The sequence below is a fragment of the Alteromonas sp. W12 genome (genome assembly GCF_001924945.1).
GTDB lineage: Bacteria > Pseudomonadota > Gammaproteobacteria > Enterobacterales > Alteromonadaceae > Alteromonas > Alteromonas macleodii.
The window spans coordinates 801,828-820,918 of the sequence record NZ_LQXH01000007.1 but is presented as its reverse complement, the minus strand read 5'-3'; the positions used below and the strand labels follow the sequence as shown (position 1 = coordinate 820,918).

Sequence of the window (19,091 nt, the reverse complement as noted above, 5' to 3'; positions counted from 1 at the left end):
GCAATTTACTTGCGAAAGCACATTCCAACTAATGTTGACTGGCTGCGATAACTTATGGGCGCTCTGGTCCACTTGTTTCGCTTTCACCTTCGTCCTCTTGCGCTTGCTTAAGCTTTATTTGCTGCTCATGATCAGCAATCAATGCATTAATTTTGCGCTTTTTCTCAAGCATTTCATTCATGTCGTTACGTGGCAACGTTCTGGTTTGTTCCAAACTCACTGGAGACAATCCACCTTGAGGAGCAATCGTTGGCGCTGTCATAAATGGCTCTGTAGGCGCTTCTTGATTAGTGTATTGAACACCAAAGATAACTGCCACTGCCACCGACGCGGCTACTGCAAACTGGCCTGACTGCTTCGCAAAAGGAACAACATTGCCAATCAATGGTATCGACTGCCAGCGCGAGCGTTTAGGTGCGACTATAGCTGGCTCGTTTTCAAGCGCAGCTGCTACGCTTGCGGTGATGTCCAACTGTGGAGCAACACTTGCTTCTTTTCGCATTGCACCGCGATACACATGGTAACGTTGCCATTTGGCCTGAAGCGCTTCATCTTGCTTAATCGCATCGATGATGTCATTGCCTTCTATCTCACCATCCATGAATGCGGACAATTTTTCTTGCTGTTGCGTCATATATTCATTTCCAGATCAAAGTGATCGTTAACTACCCTAACACAGCTGTTAGTCATCGTGGAAAAAAGAAAGTTCATCTTTTTTTGATTTTATTTCTTTTTAATTTTCTAACAACGGTTGAATAACTTTATCAATCGCCTCGCGAGCCCTAAAAATACGGGATCTCACCGTACCCACAGGACACGACATTACGTTCGCGATTTCTTCATAGCTCAACCCTTCAATTTCACGCAGCGTTATCGCCATACGTAAATCGTCCGGCAGCTTCTCAACTACCTTAAACAGGGTTTCTTCAATTTCCTCAGATAACAGGCTTCGCTCGGGTGTAGATTGCTCTTTTAGTGCATCACTACCCTCATAGAAATCTGCTTCGTCAGCATCGACATCGCTTGCAGGCGGCTTGCGACCTTGAGATACAAGATAGTTCTTGGCACTGTTTACCGCAATCCGATAAAGCCAAGTATAAAATGCACTGTCGCCACGAAAATTAGGTAAGGCACGGTATGCTTTGATAAACGCTTCTTGCGTTACATCAGCAACGTCACCGGTATTTTTCACATAGCGAGAAACGAGATGCATCACTTTATGTTGGTAACGAGTTACCAACAAGTTGAACGCATTTTTATCGCCACGCTGTACTTTTTCGACCAGTTGTTGGTCGGTTATCTGCTCGCTCATTCGAGCCATTACTCCCTACTTCAACTACACAATAGCTCTAACAAGCATGTGTATAGACGCGTTCTTTTTACAAAAGTTCTGTAAAAGCATTAAATATTTTAAAAAATGCTTAGGCCAGGGGGCAAGAATGATTGTGTTTTGCTACTCATCCTTTAGACTTGCCGAACCTTTGCTCGTTTGAATTGATATAAAAATACATGAAATCTGTATCGTCTTCACTAACTTCCACATCAAATGCAATAGAACACCGTTGTGACGTATTGATTATTGGGAGTGGCGCGGCAGGATTGAGCTTAGCGCTTAAGCTTGCCGACCATTGTCAGGTTATTGTACTTAGTAAAAGTGACCGCAATGAAGGCTCTACCCGCTATGCACAAGGTGGTATTGCCGCAGTATTCGATGAACAAGACTCCATAGACGCACACGTAAAAGACACGCTTGCTGCAGGTGCTGGGCTTTGCGAAGAGCCAGCCGTAAGATTTACTGCAGAACGAGCAAAGGCGTCACTTGAGTGGCTTATCAGCTACGGTGTACCGTTTGATACAGAAAAAAGTGAATCTGGTGAGGAGCGCTTTCACCTTACCCGCGAGGGTGGACACAGCCACCGGCGAATTCTTCACGCTGCAGATGCCACTGGCGAAGCGCTTCAAATTACATTAAACGACGCGGTATCGACCCATCCAAACATCCACATATTTGAGCGCTATAACGCCATTGATCTCATTCCTTCAAAGGAAGAAAAGAACAGCGTGGTGGGTGCTTATGTTTGGAATAGACAACAAGAGCACGTTGAAGTAATTCGCGCCCCTTTCGTTGCGCTAGCGACTGGCGGTGGTAGTAAGGTGTACCAGTATACATCGAACCCCGATGTGTCGAGCGGTGACGGCATTGCCATGGCATGGCGAGCGGGTTGTCGAGTGGCCAATATGGAATTCAATCAATTTCATCCGACTTGCTTATTCCACCCGCAGGCACGTAACTTTTTGATTACAGAAGCGCTGCGCGGCGAAGGCGCAAACCTATGCCACGCCGACGGTACCCGCTTTATGCACAAATTTGATGAGCGTGGCGATCTTGCGCCGCGCGACGTAGTCGCTCGCGCAATCGATTATGAAATGAAGCGATTGGGCGCTGACTGCATGTACTTGGATATCAGTCATAAGCCTGCTGACTTCATCGTTAAGCACTTCCCTAATATATATCGAAAGTGCCGCTCGCTTGGTATCGATATAACCCGTGAACCTATCCCAGTCGTGCCTGCTGCGCACTACAGCTGCGGCGGAGTGATGACCGACTTTAATGCCAAAACCGACTTGAATAATGTATACGCAATCGGTGAAGTGGCCTACACAGGTCTGCATGGCGCCAACCGCATGGCATCTAACTCTTTACTTGAGTGTGTGGTTTTTGCCAGCGCTGCAGCGGAAGATATTATTAAAAATCTTCCCAGTGCAGACTGTGAAGAGTCTATTGCGCCTTGGGATGAGAGCCAAGTGTCTAACTCTGACGAAGAAGTCATCATTCAACATAACTGGCACGAACTTAGGCTGTTTATGTGGGATTACGTAGGTATTGTACGCACTGATAAGCGCCTTGAACGGGCCATGCGCCGCATTAAGCTATTAGAGCAAGAGATTACTGAGTATTACTCACACTTCAGGGTAAGTAACAACCTGCTAGAGCTTCGAAACCTTGTTACGGTTGCAGAACTCATTGTGCGATGCGCGATGGAGCGAAAGGAAAGCAGAGGGTTACACTTTAATTTGGACTACCCTGAACAGTTAGACAACCCCGTTCCTACAATACTTATTCCCAGAAAACAGCTGTCAGGCGCCGACGTTGGCTCGCTAATTACTCAAGACAGCTTCGCCGATGCCGACTAGTGCATAAAGTAAGATTTGTATCAGTCTAAAGAAGGCGCTAATGTTAATGCGCCTTCTTTAATAACTGGACAATACATTCACACAGCATCATTTAGCGCTCAATAAAACACCTCAAACAAAAAGAGAGCATCACAGCATGCTCTCTTTTCACCGTCCACAGTATCATACCAAGCTGTTCCCTTTCAGATTCCCACGCTTTACTAGGAAACTTGCCAGCGCCTTCTGAGTGAGCAATGATCTATGCAGATTGGTATTAACCTTAGGTTATCTCCCGCTTATCTTTTGCTAATCTGCACCTGATTAAACATTAATTCAAGCCTGATTAAACACTAAACTAGCCGATAAGTGCACAAGGCTGTCATTACTATCGGTAACGTCTATTAGCACACTATTATCTGTTTTACAGTGTTGTTGAATGTGAATGTCACAGGGCAAAAACACGGGTTTTCTAAAGCGGCAATTTACTTCTTTTACGCTCATAGATTGTCTGAAGTCTTGATGACTTACAAACGCCGACACAGCGCGTGACAATGTCCACATGCCGTGCGCTATAGGCTGTTTAAACCCAAATGCTTTGGCAGATATTGCAGACAAGTGAATAGGGTTATAGTCGCCAGAAAGCTTTGCATAGCGGCGACCTGTATTAGCCGAGGCACTAATTTCGCCGATGAGCGCCCTATTCTCTAATTCACAATCGTCATGTAAGTCATTTTTAGCACCAAGTGGAGCTACATGAACGGCTTTCACCTTCACTAAGTAACTACTTATCGCCCTGTAAACCAGATTCCCTGCCTGCAGCGCCTCTAACATCACATCCACTTCCCAACCTCGGTTATGCGGTCTCACATCGTGAAAGCGCACGCGACATTCAAAGGGTTCGCTTAAATCGCAATGGTCTATTACCGATACTTTGTTAGCGGCGTGAATAAGGCCAAGCAATGGAAATGGGCTTTGTTTGTCCAGCAAACACTGCATTTGCAATGGTAAGGAAAGCATCTGCAAATAAAGTGGATGGACATGCTCATTTGCCGGCCAGTCAACTTCCTGACAAAAAGAAGCGTAGTGCACATTGTCGACATTGAGCGTTTTGGTATAGATGCGCTGAGGCAACGTAGGCGGTTTAAACTGCATAAGCTGCCTGGCGTCAACGCGTTTAAATAACGCTTTGGTATACTCACGAAACATCTTTTTAATTCCTTTAAGGCGTTGCTTTTCGGGCCAAGATAATGGCTCTAGCCAACCGGCGATAGTCTGCTTCGCAGCACTCACCTTTTAAGATCCAAGCGAGATGGCTATGATCTTTTTCAAACCATCTGCGTTTTTGGCGCAGCACATTGATACACAGCCCCCAAGTAAAGAGCTGGGAAGAATGATGAATGTTCATTGATGTGCCGTCGACCTGAGCATCAACTAACAAGCTACCTTTTGGCATGCCTTGCAAATCCAGTGGGAGCGTGCTGTCGTCAACAACCCGGATAATACCATCGATGGTCAAAGAGAGAGCGTATTGAGTAGCAGAAATTTTGTTACTAAACGCGTCATAAAGACGCCAGAAAATAACTAACGTGGTTGCAACAGCAACAAGCGCTATCAATTTTGAGAAGCTCAGCCAAGACCACAAGTATTGAGGAAGGCTGCACAATGCTGCGAAAAGACAAACAGCAACGCATACTTCCCCAAATAACCTTCTAAACCTATTGTGCGTAATGCAAATTCTATACTTTGACACGGTTGACGATAGTCGCCACCATGGCGGCTAGTTCAGGGTCTTCGCACTTTTGGTGTCCCATGATCCATGCAAACAAATCAGGGTCATCACTGGTAAGTAAACGTTCAAATGTTTCTTGATCTTCATAACTTAAAGAATCGAAGGCTTCTTCCACGAAAGGAAGTAAAAGTACGTCTAATTCTAGCATGCCTCTGCGACACGCCCACTTTAATCGCGCTAATCTTTTTGGTTCAAACATATGTCTTTCATACCGTTTTTTATTCGCTAACAATAATACCATGCCCTATGCGTGGGGATCACTGCTCTTTTGGTCAGATAGGCAAACTAAATAGAACTTAATCTGCGCACATTCCCATGTATTGCCCTTGAATATTGGTGGTTTTACCATACCTTGAGTACATACAGCGAATTTTACAGTGGTGAATATGACATCTATCGCATCATTACAAAGTCTTCCAAGTGAATTTGTGGTCAAGCTTTCAAATGCCATGATAATTTCTTTGGAAGGAGAACAGGCCGACAGTTACCTGCAAGGGCAAATTACGGTCAACATTAATAAGCTAACCGAGAATACTGCCAGGCATTTCGCCCATTGTGATAATAAAGGCAAAACGTGGTCTACCGGGTACGTAACTCGCCACCAAAACAAATTATTGTTGGTTACCAATGAAGATGCGGGTAGTCATTCATTAGCACAGCTTAATAAGTATGGTGTGTTCTCTAAGGTTGATATTCTCGACGATACACAAACATACAGCGCTTATTTTATTTCGCTTGATGCAGTGAAAACTAACGAAGTAAAGGCAGCGTTAAGCCAGCTTTTCTCCGAAAACGAAGTGGAACGCCTTCTTGAGAGCGATACTCCTGACAATGGTTCTCTTGAAAAGGTCGAGAGCGAACACGGCGTCGCCTATTTTGCCAATACTAGCTGCAAAGGAATTATTGTTCTTTTAGATGATAATGGCGCAAAGCAAATAAATTCGTTAATAGAGGCGCAAACCCTTTCTTGCTATCCCCAAACCGTGTTTGACGCTATACAAATTCAAAGCGTACACGCTTTAGTGCAAGGCGACGCAGTGGCGGAATACGTGCCCCAGATGATTAATGTGCAGGCGCTCAACGGTATCGACTTTGATAAAGGCTGCTATATGGGGCAAGAGGTGGTTGCGCGAACCCGCTTTCTGGGTAAAAACAAACGCGCCGCCTACAGCTTTAAGCTTGAAGGTAACGTAAATATTAAACCTGGCGATGCATTAGAAAAGCAGTTGGGCGAAAATTGGCGTATAGCGGGCAAAATACTCAATGTTGCATCGCTTGATAATGAAACCTGGTTTATTGCAGTGCTCAACAACGATACCACCAGCGAAGATTTACACAGATTGGCTGATAATAACGCCATTACCTGTTACCCTAATACTTTGCCGTACAGTATTGAGCAGAAAGCTAGCAATATTGTGAAAAAACGTCGATAAGCAGTTTTTACTGCATTACATTTATTGCCCTTTATTAAAGGGCCAAGATAGGATTTGTTATGACAATTACTTCTGACAGCGTTGTAACGCTACACTACACCGTATCTACCGAAGACGGCACAACGCTAGACTCTTCAGAAGGGAAATCGCCACTAGTAGTACTACTAGGCCGTCGCTTCTTAATTGAAGGACTAGAAGATGCACTTATTGGTAAATCGAAGGAAGATAGCTTCAACGTTTCAGTAAACCCTGAAAAAGCATACGGTGAACGTGCTGACGAACTTGTACAAACTGTACCACGCTCAATGTTTGACGGTATGGATGTTGAAGTGGGTATGTCTTTCCGCGCAACTACGCCACAAGGTGAGCAATCGGTCATTATCATTGAAACAACTGACGAAGAGGTTGTTGTTGACGGTAACCACCCTCTTGCCGGTATTCCGCTAACTTTTGACGTAACTGTTGTTGACGTACGAGAAGCAACGAAAGAAGAGCTTGAGCACGGTCATGTGCACCAAGCAGAAAGCAGCTGCTGTGATCCTAAAACAGGTGAATGCTCTGACGATAAACACTAACGTGTGATAATCATCCAAAAAAGGGAGCCAGCGGCTCCCTTTTTTATGCTTGATAAACACAGACTAGTTAAATCGCGTCTTCGTTTTGTTCACCGGTACGAATACGTACGGCGGTCTCAACGTTGTAAACGAAGATTTTCCCGTCGCCAATTTTGCCTGTCTTAGCTGACGTTTGAATAGCTTCAACCGCTTGCTCAACGCGGTCATCGTCCAATACAAGCTCAATTTTGATCTTGGGTAGGAAGTCAACTTGGTACTCAGCACCGCGATAAAGTTCAGTATGGCCTTTTTGACGACCAAACCCTTTCACTTCTGACACTGTCATCCCTGCGATACCGACTTCAGCTAGCGCTTCCCTAACATCGTCCATTTTGAACGGTTTAATGATAGCTTCAATTTTTTTCATGACTACAACTCATCGTAAATTGTTGGAATTGGCACACGTTTATGCTGTGTACGCTCATAAATATAGAGCAATTTCTCTTCCACTTCCGCAGAAACTGGCTTTCCTTCCAAAAAGTCATCAATTTGGTCGTAAGACATGCCCAATGCTTGCTCATCGGCTTTTTGCGGAGACAGGCTTTCCAAGTCAGCAGTTGGCGCTTTAGTGATGACGTTATGTGGTGCACCCAAATGGGCTGCCACTGCACGTACTTGGCGCTTACTGAGACCAAACAACGGCGCAAGGTCACAGGCACCATCACCATACTTGGTATAAAACCCTGTAATATTTTCAGCCGAATGATCGGTACCTAAAACGAGGCCATCAACCATCCCAGCAATTTCATACTGGATAACCATACGAGTACGTGCTTTAACATTTCCTTTCACAAAGTCTTGTTTCGCTTCATTGTCGGGAAGAAGGTTAGCACTGGCAAGCGCTTGTGAAGTAGACGCATGAATAGCATCTGCGCCAGGTTTTACATTCACTGCAAGAGAATGAGAGGGCTGGATAAAGTCGATAGATTTCTGTGCATCGTCTTCATCGGCTTGGGTATCATAAGGTAAACGAACCGCGATAAATTGGTATTTTTCGTGGTGCTCATCGTTTAATTCATTTACTGCTAATTGAGCTAACCGACCCAATGTGCATGAATCAATGCCGCCACTAATACCCAGTACCAGCGAATTTAAACCAGAAGTAAGTAACTGCTTTTTTATGAACGAGACTCGACGTGCGACTTCGTACTCTACGTCAATTTCAGGCAGCACTTTCATTTCATCAATAACTGCTTGTTTTTGCATCATTATATCCACGTATTTTTGGGGCGTCCTGGAACTTGATTCTACGACAATCTGACCGCAGATGTTAGTGGTATCCGCGCATCTATTTGGATTTACTCTTCTGGTATTGCAGTTGTGCAGCACTTAAGGTCAGCAATTTATTTATTATTAAGTTGAGATTCAAGCACAGCAGAACGACAAGCCATTAAACGTAAGGCGTATGGCCAAATATGCGGTTGCGCGGTAAAACATACCTTTGCCAACTCAAATTAGTTTACCCTAAAATATGAGTAAGTAGCGTAAAATTATTGCGCTACAACATTACATTGGAGAAAGGCGGCGCAAAAGCAAACCCGCCTCTTTCTCTTTATAGCAACGCGTGGAATCGAATACCGTTTATGACAAACACTAGGCTTACAGCACGACTATCCATAATGTCGAGACAGCAAGGACTAACCCTTCTAGAAATGCTTGTTGCCGTCGCTATTCTTGCCATTATTCTCACCACAGTTGCGCCTGGCATTCAAAATATCGTAATCAAAAATAGAATTACCTCTGACTTAAACAATTTAAGTGCAGTGGTTCAACGCGCTCGCTTTTCTGCGGTAGACGAACAAACCAACGTAGTGCTGTGCCCTACGCAAAACTATACAGCCTGCACGTCGAGTTGGCGCAATGCAAAAATGGTGTTTATAGATGCAAATGGAAACGGCGGCCGGGATAACAATGAGGTCTTAATTGTAGCAAGCGATCCACTTAGTAATGCCAATACCATCTCCGGTATAACCGGCAGCCTTATCTTCGACGAGCAAGGCGGAATAGACCGCGCCGCAACCATCACCTTATGTCCCAATAACAACGATGCAAACTATGCATCAGCACTTTTATTATCGCTTTACGGAAGAATATCTGTTGCCGTAGACAGTGATGACAACGGCAAAAAAGAAGACTTAGAAGGTAATGAGTTAAGCTGTAGCTAACCGTTCACTTTTCGTATCGTTAAGTTTCGAGCATTTTCTTACCAACATTCTGTGGGCGTCAGTGCGTCTTCACGTATTTTTATTACTCTACAGCTGTCCGTAGATGCTCTAGATGTCAGTGTAGCACTAATTTCATACATTCCCGTGTCGCTGATGGTTTGTGAGATGCGTACGCTGGCTATTCCAGAGGGTGGCAACGCATCGTGCGTTACGTACTCGCCTGTGAGTAGCCAACTTCGCGACTGAATTGCTTGGGCAGACAGAAGGTACGCTTTGACCTTGTTGAGCTGACTTAGTTGTTTGCTAGCGGTAATTGCCGACGTAGTCGCAACGCACAATATGCCTGCTATAGCCGTTGCAATCAGTATTTCTACAAGCGAAAACCCTTCAGTCAGATGATGTTGTATGTACGCTTTATAATTCCCTTCCATGGTACAGCTATCTCTCTAATTGAATTTCAGTACATTGAGATTACCAATATGAATTAAGCAGGGTAACTGGACTTACGCATGGCTTTTCACGCTTACACATCCAACAACAAGCTAAGCATTCCACAACGGAGATTGAATGGGTTTACGCTTTTAGAAATGCTAGTTGTACTGGCAGTAATCAGTCTCCTATCGTTAATTGCTATTCCTTCATTTGATGCATGGAATGAGCGAAATGCCTTTAAACATGCTGCCACCGGAATAGCCTCACTCGCAAAACAGGCGAGAATGAAAGCACTAATAAACAAAAAGAACATGTTCCTGATTGCGCAAATTGAACACAATAGCTGTGTACTCGTGAGCGAAGAAGACTCGTGCTCTTGCGCCACCCGCCCAAGCTGTGCCTTGACTGAGTCGAGTTTCTTATCACTGCCTTCGCGGTGGAATACAGAATTGAGCACAACCAATAATGAGGACAAGATTGTCGCGTTCAATAAAAACGGTACCCTCAATTTTGCGAGTAATACGACGCTAACGCTTTCAAGCCAGCGCTTCAGGGCAAAGTTAGTTATTAATACATTGGGGCGAATAAAGCTATGTAGCGTTCAGTCTATTTCTGGAATAGCGCCATGCTAAAACATGTAATGCGTCGTGGCGCAATCAAGCCGTATTGTGGATATAGTCTCACCGAACTACTGGTGGCCTGTGGCTTGGCAAGTATAGTGATTTCAGCCGTTGCAACTCAAGCGGCGCGGTCGCACATTGCACACTCATCAATTCAACACGCTACCAGCGTAGAAGACGACATACGTGCGCTACAAAGTACAATTACACAACACCTAAGCAAAGCGGGTTTTGTTTACTCCCCTAACACCCTATCACCTTTCGGTGCGACCACAATCGAAAATACGGTATTCGAAGTAACCACTGGCCACCGCGCAAATGAACCTGAAAATAGCTGTGTTACCTTTTCTTATGATAAGAACAAGGACGGCGTAGTATCGCAGGCTCAGGGGGAGTTTTTTGGATACCGATTGCACGACAATGCCATCGAGTACCGAGTAGCGGGACATTCCTGTATACAAAGCGGTTGGTACGACTTAACCGATACGCAAACTACCGTTGCCACCAAACTCACGGTTAACCGAAGGCACAGCAGTAGCTGGGGAAGTGCCTATGAAATTGAAATAGAGTTGCACAGTAAAGTTGATCCTACCGTCAAAAGCGCCAGAACGTTCATAGTTGAGGCTGTCAATGCCTACTACTAATACCGAAATGCAGTGCCCTCAAAGAGGCAACAGAAAAACTGAGTTTAGAACAAGCCATGGAGGGGTTGTACCTACACGCCCTACTGCACCGCTTCGTTTTCAGCAAGGCATCGCCGTGTTGGGAATTGTGGCCATATTATTAAGCGCTATTACCTTCTCAGCTATAAGTACATCACAGCAGGTTCAACAATTTTATACGATTGAAAAGACAAAGCGGGATACCGAGAAGGCGCATGTTACACACATGCAGCAAGTCAAAGAAATCGCCACGTTGTTACGAAGTCATTCGGTCTCGCAAACGTTGAATAGGATAGACACATCCAATGCAACGACACTTATTGAGCAGACCGATTTAGTTGGTGAAGAACAGCAGTCTTTGCAACACTTTGACGTGCGGGTTTCCCAAGACGAAAGTAATACGATTTTTACAGCTAAATTTCTGCGCTATCCGTCACTGTTAAGGCTACCTACTTCAACTCAACAATTATCATGGGACAATCAGCTTACCGAATGGCTGTTTAATCGAAGCATAGAGCACCTGAGTGCGACGTATTTTCCTCAAAGCGTTGCTAAACAGGATTGTGTGAACCTTCCGCCTGCCAGTATTTTCTGGATAGAGGGAGATTGCCAATTGGATAACGAAGATATAGCACACTCAGACGAAAACCAGCCTTTAATGCTACTGATAGTGGATGGCGACCTTTCACTTCACGCCGATACGCAATTCCATGGTTTGATAGTTATGCTTTCCACCACGCCATATACGCACACTTTGCATGTTTCACCTGAGGCATCTATAAAAGGCGCTTACGTTTCCAACCACCCCTTGAACACGAATCTTGATGGGCCATTAACACCGTCCACCGCGGTGCTAAAAAACCTTCAATCGCACACTACACTCGCTAAAATTATCCCTATCCCGGGTTCATGGTATAGGAATAACTCAACAAACGATTGAGCTGAATATTAGGTAAACGAAAAACCAGAAATAGAGGATCCTCAAAGATGCCTAAATTGAAAAATACAGGAAGTATTTTAATTGAAGTGTTGCTGGCACTGCTTATTTTAACAAGCACTACCACCTATCTACTTGCCACTCGCATTGATTCTAGGCTTCTCTTTCAAGTGACTTTGGATGAAAACGCTGAGCACAATGTCTCATTGAATTCGGATCGACTCGCTCTAGTTAACGACCCGGTTGACCAACGTTGGGATGACATCGCAATATTTGGTGAACCGTCATTACTGGTAATTTCAGCCCAATAGCACATCAACGCCACGTTTTTTTAAGGCGTCAAAACGACCTGTGGCATTAATCGGTTTACGAATATCTACCAGTATTAATAATTAACATGACCAGCAATATTCATCGGACTCAAGGGATCCATTGTTATTTTTATCCCAACCCTTTCTCCCATCACTGAAGTAAAACAACGTGCCATCTGATGCTTGACCTGTACCGCTGACTGGCGTTGCCCTCAACTCATAAGCTGTTGCGCTGGCCGCTTGTATAGTTAAATTATAACGGCGATTTGCTTGGGGCTCAGAAGACGGAGAGTAAGTAGAAAAAACGGCTGGCGCGCCGGTGTTTGCGCCACCACTTGCCGCACCTTCATAACTGAAAGAACCACTGTGATGACGTTCCATTGCAGATGCGAACCCCAACAAGTCAGCCTGCCCTGTGCCGCGGTATCCATCGGCAATAACACCTTGGTAAGAAGGGTATGCAATGGCGGCAATAATGCCCACTATCGCCACAACTATCATAAGCTCAATTAATGAAAATCCGCTCTCTGTTTTTTTATGCTTCACAATTATTCCCTCTCTGTTTCTGAGTGCCAACTACCACGCTGAATTCGCTCGAATCTTCCGTAAATATTTTCAGCTAAGCACTCAAATGCGTTAGTACATGCCTCGTCGTTGCCATCTTCATCAACGTCAATCACTGCTGAGACACATTCAGTACCCAAGCAAACCACTGGGCTCACAATATCTTCTATAAGAATTTTGGTCTCTGGTGCGATGCCAGTTTGTTTTAATTCTGCTGAGCGGTCAGCGTCGTTAACTTCTCCGTCATTATTTACATCTGTGACGGCGTTGCCATTAAACATACTGACTAAATAAGCGCGACTATTACCCGTGGGCGGAGCACATGCACTGGTACTACTCGCCGCCGGAACATAGGTCGTAAAGAACACCTTGTAATCGATAATTAGCGGAGAAGACAGTACCTTTTCACCGTTAGTGGTTAAATTCAAATACCACCCAGCCTTGTTAGCAAAGTCCTGTGAAGCCAACTCACGCTCCCCCTCGTCACTACTATTTAAGGCATGACTCGTGGCGTTGTACATTCCACTCTCATAAACCGTTTGCATAAATGTGTAATTCCCATTTACATCACGGTTAAATACGCCGCTGTCTTTAAGCATATAAAAGTTGTCTTCAACTACGGTATCTAGCGGAGATGCACGCCATCCACTGCCAAGGGCTATGCCATAATACAACTCATCGCCTAGCGCTATCTCTGTTACGTCTGGCCCATAGTAGAAATGTCGGTTGGTTTCTGCTGTGTCGCCACCGAAGTCGGCAATGCGCGCGCCTTTTATAAAATTCGTACCTGAATTTCCATTATAGATGTCTAACCTGAATAACTGGCCGCCCATATCGGCCACATACATATGGTCCGCAAACCCATCGTTATCCCTATCAATAACTGAAATTCGCCCTGGAACGCTGTATGTCATATTCGTTAAGTTTAAATCCGCATCTTCATTACTTGCATGCCACAAAAGGCTGCCAGTATCAGCGTCGAACATAAACACAGCATTGCCAACGACATCATTTGCTCGAATAGCACGATCATCTTGTGCGTCATCGTAGCCACCGCCAACAATCATGACATTTTTAACTTGTCCGCCCATGTTCACTTTAGTGATTGTTGGTCTCGACCACGTCTGGCCCAACTTTGTCAGCGTCCCCGCCCCGCCTTCAATTTTGAATTTCAGCGTGGGTGAGGTCTTTTGCGTCACATCAAAGACATAATAATTACGTCCCCCCCTGCGCATACCAACATAAAGGTACTTGTTGTCTCCAACTGTTCTTAGAATCATGTCACCATCTAAGCCATATTTGTGCTCTAGCGATGATGTGTCTTTATAAAAATGATGTAGATTCTGCAGCAATGTTTTAGGCATGATGGCAAAGTTCTCTTCGCCTGTTGAAGTGTCGAATGAATGCAACATTCCTTGGTTGGTGGCGACAAAAATGGCCGAGTCGTCAGTACCGTAGTTAACAATTATAGGCTGAGAGTGAATGGGATCGCCCATTTGAGAGCGATAGTCAGTTGTACTTCCATCGCCGTTACTGTCTTTTACGTCCACGCCTCGAGTCCACTTTAAGATGGCATCTCTTAGTGCATTCGCGTCAGTTTCATCCTGAATGGCAAGGTCAGCATTCGTTATATTCGTATTGTTTTCGTGTAATTCATTGGCACTTCTTACAATGCTACCCGTATCATTGAACACGTATATATTTCGGTTCCCGCCCAAGCGACTGGCTGCTCCACCTTCACTCACCTCGCTGCCGTCAGCAAGGGTTGACCAATAGCTGTGTGCATTTTCAGCGAAGAATCCCGTAACGCTATCCACCGCATTTAGGCTGTTTTTATCGAGAATTTCATCACCACTTAAGCGATAACGTTTAAGGTTCCCAGGCCAAATCGCCCCTTCGCTCGGCTTAAACAATGCGAAGTATAATTCATCTCTATGGGTTAGACGGTTTAGCTGGTTAACCGCCACACCAGGCGACACAAAGGTTGCATTAATATCTTTTACAGAACGCAAAATAGTATTAAACGCCTCGAGCAAATCCGTACTGTTATCAGCCTGATAGAAACCACCACCACTTTGCAAAGCAAGCTGATTAAGGAAGTTGTTGGCGTTATTGTTCGCCGCAAACCCGATGGTGTGTGTAATAACCCTTGGGCCTATTACTGACGTTGACGCTTCACTGATATTTCTCACTAAATCTAGGCCGCACTTCTCACCGCTACTTCCGGTACAGCTTTTACCAAGTAACGTCTGAATTTTCGAAACACTGTGGTTGTTGTTCGCTTCACCGTCGGACAATAAAACAATGTGGTTGTTCGTTTGGCACTGTAGGTCAGACACTGGCGAAATGTAACTTGCCGGCGTTGGGATCTGCTCAGTGATACAGTCGCTGTCTGACAAGTTGTCTTCCGAGCAGCCCGAAGGCAAAATTGAATCTGCACCTATGTAAGAGCTTCTGTGGCTCACACGAGTACTTCTTCGCACAGAGCTGCTAACGTCACTTTCCCCACGTTTTCGCCCATAATCTACGTCTCTACCGCCATAATAGTTAGCCGCTTCCAACAATGTGTCTACTATAGGGGTTAGACCGTTGGCGCTAAGCTCATCTATTTTACTGATTAAATGTTCACGGACCGTTGCTGAAGCGCCAGGTGTCGCCGAGCCGTTAAACTTCACAATAAGCTTCGGTGCTTTAGATGGCGAGTTGTTATACGTATGCGCACCGCGGTACGACACAAAATCATCAAGAACAAATGCCATATCGTTACCTGACTGCCACCCTGAACGATCAACAATTTGCTTAACAATGTTGCTCACGTCAGGCGTACGGTAGGTATAATTGTTGTAAAAATCAGGCATGGACCAAGTAATACCCGATGTTTTAGGCAAATTTCGTAAGCGGTTACGACGGTCTGGATGAAAATCAGACGCATCATCATCAGCTACGCCCCTAATGCGCATGCTCGGGTTACCATAGGTCACCGTACTGTAAGCAGTAAACTCAAGATACGCTTCTGTTACTACCGCCCCTTGAGGAATGTTCACATTGCGAAATCGAACGCCTATGTAATCATTGTAAGATGGGTGGAAGGTCAGTTCACTGCCGGTATTCGGGTAGCCGTTTACGTTCTCTTCCAAGTTATCTCGTGAACTGGCTACTTGATAAATTGCTTCGCCTTGAACACAGCCCGTAGCGGTAGAGTCATCATAAGTTACCACCAACTGTGGCGCACCACTTTGGCCTACGTCACTGGCTCTTACCTCACGAGAGCTTGCTGAATCGGTGCTAGAGCCTTCTATTAAAATATTAAGGTTCTTGCCGCCACACCATGCCGATAAATCGACGACTTCTTGAATGACTGCACTTATATCAGGTGTGGTTATCACCTCGCCTGAGGCGGGAAAGCTATTATCGGTTGCCCACTCAACGTTAGCCGCGGTCTTCGTTCGCGCACTCAAATTGTTCGAAGACGAAGCAAAGGCTGTACTTGATGCCGATGCTTCAGCTGATATGACAAGGGATGTACCCGCCACATTGAATTTTTCTGAAGTAAACCTAATACTGGCATTAACGATTGTCGCGCCTTGAGGTATGTTTAACTCGGTAAAACGCAGACCAGAGGTTACGGTTTGGGTACCGCTGCTTAATACAAGGTCATTGCTGTCAGTGGTAACGCTACCGTCTATTTCATGTGCGTCGTGATCGTCGTCGTTGGTTGAAATGATAATTTCAGGTCTTACCGCTTCATCTATATTGCGAACCGGATAGAGGATTGGGCCACCGTAATCCGAAAAACGCATCAAACCTGCGTTAATATTGGTCGCCGAACCGAGCGCTTCTTTTAGTGCATTCTGTACGCGCAACATTCGAGTTTGGCTGGTGTTATCGTACGATCCCATACTTCCCGATGAGTCCATGATAAACAGCACATTCGGGTTATAGGTTACGGCGTTATTTGCGTTGCCTAGGTAAATATCGAGGTCGTCACCAAACGCAGAGAAACCGATACAGCTAAATAGTGTAATAGAGGCAAGGTAAGTCGAGAGTTTCTTCATATTAATACCTATTGAGACGCAGGGCCAAATACAGAGGCAGCCAAGCTGTTCGCCACAACAGAAGATTTACCCGCCACTTTCCCACATCCTCTGATAATGAATACATGGCAATTGACGTTGCTTCCACCAATCACGTTACTCGAGCCTCGACAAGCCTGCTCTCTGATAAACGCAGTGCGCGACCAACTCTTTGACGAGGCCTCACTTTGATACGTGCCATCCACCACATGTCTGTCACCAACAGCAAGGCCGCCTTCAGTCATATATCTGTCAGTCCACTCCCCGTCATCGAAACAGCTCATTGAATCTGCTTCAGGGTCAAACACGTTACCCTGCCGAGCTTCCGAGAGCGGGTCTGTCTTGTTCGGATCGGTAAGTAAGGTTTCATCTTCAGATTCAAAGAAAACGCCCGCGATCGCCGCTTCAGCAGCATCAAAAGCCAAACCACTTTGCTGCATAGACACTGCCATTTTAGACTGAGACAAGCTACTGGTTACCGCGCTTACCCCTAAAACAGTGATTGAAAGCAACACAAGAAGTGCGAATACCATCACTAAGCCTTGTTGTTTCATCGCGAACTCCTGACAAAATTTTTCATATTTCGAAGTGCCAACGTTTTTGAGAACACTTGATAATAATGGGCCGTGTCCATCGTTTTAGATGCTTCGTTTAACAGCGCATATTTCTGAGACTGTGTTTGTCTCACTTCATTTTGATAGCTTTTAAGCATTAGCGCCCAGCGCAGTGACACAACTTGTTGATTAAGCGCCCTTAAATCTTCAATTTCATCTGCGGTTACATACGAAACAGCTTGCCCTTGAGAATTGGTAATGCTGCTTGAAACGCCGAACTGCACTTGGAAACTTTCGACGTTATCGAGCAATGTTACGGTAAGGGGCGACACTGTCTGCACCTTTAGGCCACGAAGTACCCGACCATCATATCCTGTGCACTTAAGTGTACTGCCGCTTACAAAGTAGTGATTAACAACGTGAAACTCGAGACCGCCATAGCCGTGCTGGTTTCCAGTACAATCTTCGTCACTTAGTAGACTCACAACCAGCTTATCACTGCCGCCACTAGAGGTTTGTATACTGCCTAGTGTCGCGTTGGTAGCGAAATCCCCTGCTACAGCGATGGGGTGATTTTCCACATAGGCCGCTTCGGCAACGATATCAACGGATGTATCCACATCCGCGACTATCTGATCATAACGGCCGACTTCATAGAATTCTGCTGAGAGGCGAGCCATGATAAAGCGGCCTGACTCTTGTACTTGAGCCACGGCCTGATTGAGCTTATTCGTCACGCTACTACTGACGAGCACTTGAATAATCGCGCCTGATATCACTAACCCCAGCGTTAACGTAATCATTAACTCGACAAGGGAGAAACCCTGCTGTGGGCGGTGGCGACGTGCATTCATAATGTAATGTCCTTAAACACACATGCGTTACTGTCACCTTCAGATTCGTTACATCGCGCATTAAGGGTATAGGTCTGATTTCCCGAAGAAGCGACAGGCCACGTCAACAACACTTCTACACGAGAACCTGCACTACAGCTGTAAATATCTGCCGTATTGTTGTCGTCACACGATACCGACACTTTAGTTTGAGGATTGGTTTGTACCGCTGAACACGATAGCGCCCAACCATCGTACTCAGCCATCTGTGCTTCAGTACAGGCCTGGCCTTCGCAATTTGGGATCCCTGCCGGCCTTGCCAGACAGTAGCAGTGATAAGGATGAGACGAGCCAGAACAACTTAACGTGGCAAAATTATAGGTATCGCTAGAGAAGTACGCATTGTTGACTACCATGCCGTCTCCCACTGTTGCTGGGCGAGCGGCGGCTCTCAATCGTTCTGCAACTTGTGCTGCCACCATTTCGGCCTGAGTTCGGCTTATTGCGTCTTTATTGGCAAAAGAGCCCGTAAACTGGAGCGCAGCAACACCCAGTAAGCCCACAGCTAATATAAATAAGGTGATTAAGATCTCTATAAGACCTGCACCGCGTTGTGCGCGAATATGACTTCCCTTCACTCGCTTCATTATCACCTTTTCAGCAATCATCTTTTTTTGCCATATACCTAACATTCAAATTGGTGTTATCACCAATGTAGTATAGTAAGACAAAAGCGTATAACACTGGGTATCAATGGTTATTAAAACGTATAATTTTCTGTGACCTGTTCTAGCAAGCAAGTACAAGGCAGACTGTTCAACCATTTTATCTTTAAAGTAGCAGGCTCTAAATGGTTAGCGTGCAATAACACCGCTTTACAATGTACGTTTACGGCATAAAAGGTGCTACCTTAAAGCCGAACCGTGTAGC

General features: G+C 45.3%; 21 protein-coding genes. 8 read left to right on the top strand and 13 right to left on the bottom strand.

Annotated elements, in window-relative coordinates; genetic code table 11:
* Window positions 1–52 precede the first annotated feature (52 nt).
* Together AWH61_RS11125 and rpoE are read right to left on the bottom strand one after the other, a co-directional pair.
* Window positions 53–634, bottom strand: coding sequence for a sigma-E factor negative regulatory protein (locus AWH61_RS11125; RefSeq protein WP_014976995.1), 582 nt, complete (start codon window positions 632–634; stop codon window positions 53–55).
* A 99-nt stretch (window positions 635–733) separates the two neighbouring features.
* Entirely contained in the window at window positions 734–1,312 is a 579-nt protein-coding gene (gene rpoE, locus AWH61_RS11120; RefSeq protein WP_012518957.1) for an RNA polymerase sigma factor RpoE, read from the bottom strand.
* Window positions 1,313–1,509: 197 nt separating this feature from the next.
* Between rpoE and nadB the strand changes: the two genes are divergently transcribed.
* Window positions 1,510–3,195 carry an L-aspartate oxidase gene (gene nadB, locus AWH61_RS11115; RefSeq protein ID WP_014976996.1) on the top strand — a complete coding sequence of 562 codons (1,686 nt, stop codon included), beginning with the start codon at window positions 1,510–1,512 and terminating at the stop codon, window positions 3,193–3,195.
* A 312-nt stretch (window positions 3,196–3,507) separates the two neighbouring features.
* Here the strand turns inward: nadB and AWH61_RS11110 are convergent, their stop codons facing one another.
* The 3 genes from AWH61_RS11110 to AWH61_RS11100 all read right to left on the bottom strand — a co-directional run bounded on the left by AWH61_RS11110 (window position 3,508) and on the right by AWH61_RS11100 (window position 5,162).
* Entirely contained in the window at window positions 3,508–4,380 is an 873-nt protein-coding gene (locus tag AWH61_RS11110; RefSeq protein ID WP_039228294.1) for a MaoC family dehydratase, read from the bottom strand.
* A gap of 13 nt (window positions 4,381–4,393) precedes the next feature.
* Window positions 4,394–4,789: a hypothetical protein gene (locus AWH61_RS11105; protein WP_075177081.1), complete on the bottom strand. Its 396-nt coding sequence runs from the start codon at window positions 4,787–4,789 to the stop codon at window positions 4,394–4,396.
* A gap of 121 nt (window positions 4,790–4,910) precedes the next feature.
* Window positions 4,911–5,162 carry an FAD assembly factor SdhE gene (locus tag AWH61_RS11100; protein ID WP_014950112.1) on the bottom strand — a complete coding sequence of 84 codons (252 nt, stop codon included), beginning with the start codon at window positions 5,160–5,162 and terminating at the stop codon, window positions 4,911–4,913.
* A gap of 187 nt (window positions 5,163–5,349) precedes the next feature.
* Between AWH61_RS11100 and ygfZ the strand changes: the two genes are divergently transcribed.
* Both ygfZ and AWH61_RS11090 read left to right on the top strand, forming a co-directional pair.
* Window positions 5,350–6,396 carry a CAF17-like 4Fe-4S cluster assembly/insertion protein YgfZ gene (gene ygfZ, locus AWH61_RS11095; protein WP_049586589.1) on the top strand — a complete coding sequence of 349 codons (1,047 nt, stop codon included), beginning with the start codon at window positions 5,350–5,352 and terminating at the stop codon, window positions 6,394–6,396.
* A 59-nt stretch (window positions 6,397–6,455) separates the two neighbouring features.
* Window positions 6,456–6,971 (top strand): FKBP-type peptidyl-prolyl cis-trans isomerase, encoded by a 516-nt coding sequence (locus AWH61_RS11090; RefSeq protein WP_014979789.1) that lies wholly within the window; start codon window positions 6,456–6,458, stop codon window positions 6,969–6,971.
* 67 nt (window positions 6,972–7,038) lie between these two features.
* Here the strand turns inward: AWH61_RS11090 and AWH61_RS11085 are convergent, their stop codons facing one another.
* Window positions 7,039–7,377: a P-II family nitrogen regulator gene (locus AWH61_RS11085; protein WP_014950115.1), complete on the bottom strand. Its 339-nt coding sequence runs from the start codon at window positions 7,375–7,377 to the stop codon at window positions 7,039–7,041.
* Window positions 7,378–7,379: 2 nt separating this feature from the next.
* Window positions 7,380–8,216 carry an NAD(+) synthase gene (nadE, locus tag AWH61_RS11080; protein ID WP_014950116.1) on the bottom strand — a complete coding sequence of 279 codons (837 nt, stop codon included), beginning with the start codon at window positions 8,214–8,216 and terminating at the stop codon, window positions 7,380–7,382.
* Window positions 8,217–8,629: 413 nt separating this feature from the next.
* Here nadE and AWH61_RS11075 point away from each other — a divergent pair, with 413 nt between their 5' ends.
* The gene (locus tag AWH61_RS11075; protein ID WP_039228301.1) at window positions 8,630–9,175 is read left to right on the top strand and encodes a GspH/FimT family pseudopilin; all 546 of its coding nucleotides are present in this window, start codon (window positions 8,630–8,632) and stop codon (window positions 9,173–9,175) included.
* A gap of 38 nt (window positions 9,176–9,213) precedes the next feature.
* Here AWH61_RS11075 and AWH61_RS11070 read toward each other — a convergent pair whose 3' ends face one another.
* Window positions 9,214–9,606, bottom strand: coding sequence for a type IV pilin protein (locus AWH61_RS11070; RefSeq protein ID WP_075177080.1), 393 nt, complete (start codon window positions 9,604–9,606; stop codon window positions 9,214–9,216).
* A gap of 78 nt (window positions 9,607–9,684) precedes the next feature.
* On the opposite strand from AWH61_RS11070, the gene AWH61_RS11065 reads away from it, so the two are divergent.
* The 4 genes from AWH61_RS11065 to AWH61_RS11050 are packed head-to-tail and all read left to right on the top strand — an operon-like array spanning window position 9,685 to window position 12,137.
* On the top strand, window positions 9,685–10,239 hold the full coding sequence (locus AWH61_RS11065; RefSeq protein WP_014950119.1) for a prepilin-type N-terminal cleavage/methylation domain-containing protein: 555 nt from the start codon (window positions 9,685–9,687) through the stop codon (window positions 10,237–10,239).
* A complete protein-coding gene (locus AWH61_RS11060) occupies window positions 10,233–10,871 on the top strand; it encodes a potassium:proton antiporter (protein ID WP_075177079.1) in 639 nt (212 codons plus the stop codon). Before AWH61_RS11065 ends, AWH61_RS11060 begins: the two co-directional genes overlap by 7 nt.
* The gene (locus tag AWH61_RS11055; RefSeq protein WP_075177078.1) at window positions 10,858–11,829 is read left to right on the top strand and encodes a hypothetical protein; all 972 of its coding nucleotides are present in this window, start codon (window positions 10,858–10,860) and stop codon (window positions 11,827–11,829) included. The genes AWH61_RS11060 and AWH61_RS11055 overlap by 14 nt, the downstream gene beginning before the upstream one ends.
* Window positions 11,830–11,876: 47 nt before the next feature.
* Window positions 11,877–12,137, top strand: a complete 261-nt coding sequence (locus AWH61_RS11050; protein ID WP_014950122.1) for a hypothetical protein — start codon at window positions 11,877–11,879, stop codon at window positions 12,135–12,137.
* Between the two features lie 81 nt (window positions 12,138–12,218).
* Here the strand turns inward: AWH61_RS11050 and AWH61_RS11045 are convergent, their stop codons facing one another.
* From AWH61_RS11045 to AWH61_RS11025, 5 genes are read right to left on the bottom strand one after another with little or no spacing between them, the layout of a single operon-like run.
* Window positions 12,219–12,683 carry a type IV pilin protein gene (locus AWH61_RS11045; protein ID WP_014950123.1) on the bottom strand — a complete coding sequence of 155 codons (465 nt, stop codon included), beginning with the start codon at window positions 12,681–12,683 and terminating at the stop codon, window positions 12,219–12,221.
* A 2-nt stretch (window positions 12,684–12,685) separates the two neighbouring features.
* Complete coding sequence (locus AWH61_RS11040; RefSeq protein ID WP_039228311.1) at window positions 12,686–16,756, bottom strand: PilC/PilY family type IV pilus protein; 4,071 nt, start codon at window positions 16,754–16,756, stop codon at window positions 12,686–12,688.
* Between the two features lie 8 nt (window positions 16,757–16,764).
* Window positions 16,765–17,328 (bottom strand): PilX N-terminal domain-containing pilus assembly protein, encoded by a 564-nt coding sequence (locus AWH61_RS11035; RefSeq protein ID WP_014950125.1) that lies wholly within the window; start codon window positions 17,326–17,328, stop codon window positions 16,765–16,767.
* On the bottom strand, window positions 17,325–18,182 hold the full coding sequence (locus tag AWH61_RS11030; protein ID WP_014950126.1) for a PilW family protein: 858 nt from the start codon (window positions 18,180–18,182) through the stop codon (window positions 17,325–17,327). Before AWH61_RS11030 ends, AWH61_RS11035 begins: the two co-directional genes overlap by 4 nt.
* Window positions 18,179–18,829 (bottom strand): PilV family protein, encoded by a 651-nt coding sequence (locus AWH61_RS11025; RefSeq protein WP_080590400.1) that lies wholly within the window; start codon window positions 18,827–18,829, stop codon window positions 18,179–18,181. The genes AWH61_RS11030 and AWH61_RS11025 overlap by 4 nt, the downstream gene beginning before the upstream one ends.
* Window positions 18,830–19,091: the final 262 nt, after the last annotated feature.

What these genes read in the sequence shown, in the direction of transcription:
- AWH61_RS11125 (WP_014976995.1), bottom strand. Translation starts at nt 634, where the DNA reads ATGACGCAACAGCAAGAAAAATTGTCCGCATTCATGGATGGTGAGATA.
- rpoE (WP_012518957.1), bottom strand. Translation starts at nt 1,312, where the DNA reads ATGAGCGAGCAGATAACCGACCAACAACTGGTCGAAAAAGTACAGCGT.
- nadB (WP_014976996.1), top strand. Translation starts at nt 1,510, where the DNA reads ATGAAATCTGTATCGTCTTCACTAACTTCCACATCAAATGCAATAGAA.
- AWH61_RS11110 (WP_039228294.1), bottom strand. Translation starts at nt 4,380, where the DNA reads ATGTTTCGTGAGTATACCAAAGCGTTATTTAAACGCGTTGACGCCAGG.
- AWH61_RS11100 (WP_014950112.1), bottom strand. Translation starts at nt 5,162, where the DNA reads ATGTTTGAACCAAAAAGATTAGCGCGATTAAAGTGGGCGTGTCGCAGA.
- ygfZ (WP_049586589.1), top strand. Translation starts at nt 5,350, where the DNA reads ATGACATCTATCGCATCATTACAAAGTCTTCCAAGTGAATTTGTGGTC.
- AWH61_RS11090 (WP_014979789.1), top strand. Translation starts at nt 6,456, where the DNA reads ATGACAATTACTTCTGACAGCGTTGTAACGCTACACTACACCGTATCT.
- AWH61_RS11085 (WP_014950115.1), bottom strand. Translation starts at nt 7,377, where the DNA reads ATGAAAAAAATTGAAGCTATCATTAAACCGTTCAAAATGGACGATGTT.
- nadE (WP_014950116.1), bottom strand. Translation starts at nt 8,216, where the DNA reads ATGCAAAAACAAGCAGTTATTGATGAAATGAAAGTGCTGCCTGAAATT.
- AWH61_RS11075 (WP_039228301.1), top strand. Translation starts at nt 8,630, where the DNA reads ATGTCGAGACAGCAAGGACTAACCCTTCTAGAAATGCTTGTTGCCGTC.
- AWH61_RS11070 (WP_075177080.1), bottom strand. Translation starts at nt 9,606, where the DNA reads ATGGAAGGGAATTATAAAGCGTACATACAACATCATCTGACTGAAGGG.
- AWH61_RS11065 (WP_014950119.1), top strand. Translation starts at nt 9,685, where the DNA reads ATGGCTTTTCACGCTTACACATCCAACAACAAGCTAAGCATTCCACAA.
- AWH61_RS11060 (WP_075177079.1), top strand. Translation starts at nt 10,233, where the DNA reads ATGCTAAAACATGTAATGCGTCGTGGCGCAATCAAGCCGTATTGTGGA.
- AWH61_RS11055 (WP_075177078.1), top strand. Translation starts at nt 10,858, where the DNA reads ATGCCTACTACTAATACCGAAATGCAGTGCCCTCAAAGAGGCAACAGA.
- AWH61_RS11050 (WP_014950122.1), top strand. Translation starts at nt 11,877, where the DNA reads ATGCCTAAATTGAAAAATACAGGAAGTATTTTAATTGAAGTGTTGCTG.
- AWH61_RS11040 (WP_039228311.1), bottom strand. Translation starts at nt 16,756, where the DNA reads ATGAAGAAACTCTCGACTTACCTTGCCTCTATTACACTATTTAGCTGT.
- AWH61_RS11035 (WP_014950125.1), bottom strand. Translation starts at nt 17,328, where the DNA reads ATGAAACAACAAGGCTTAGTGATGGTATTCGCACTTCTTGTGTTGCTT.
- AWH61_RS11030 (WP_014950126.1), bottom strand. Translation starts at nt 18,182, where the DNA reads ATGAATGCACGTCGCCACCGCCCACAGCAGGGTTTCTCCCTTGTCGAG.
- AWH61_RS11025 (WP_080590400.1), bottom strand. Translation starts at nt 18,829, where the DNA reads ATGATTGCTGAAAAGGTGATAATGAAGCGAGTGAAGGGAAGTCATATT.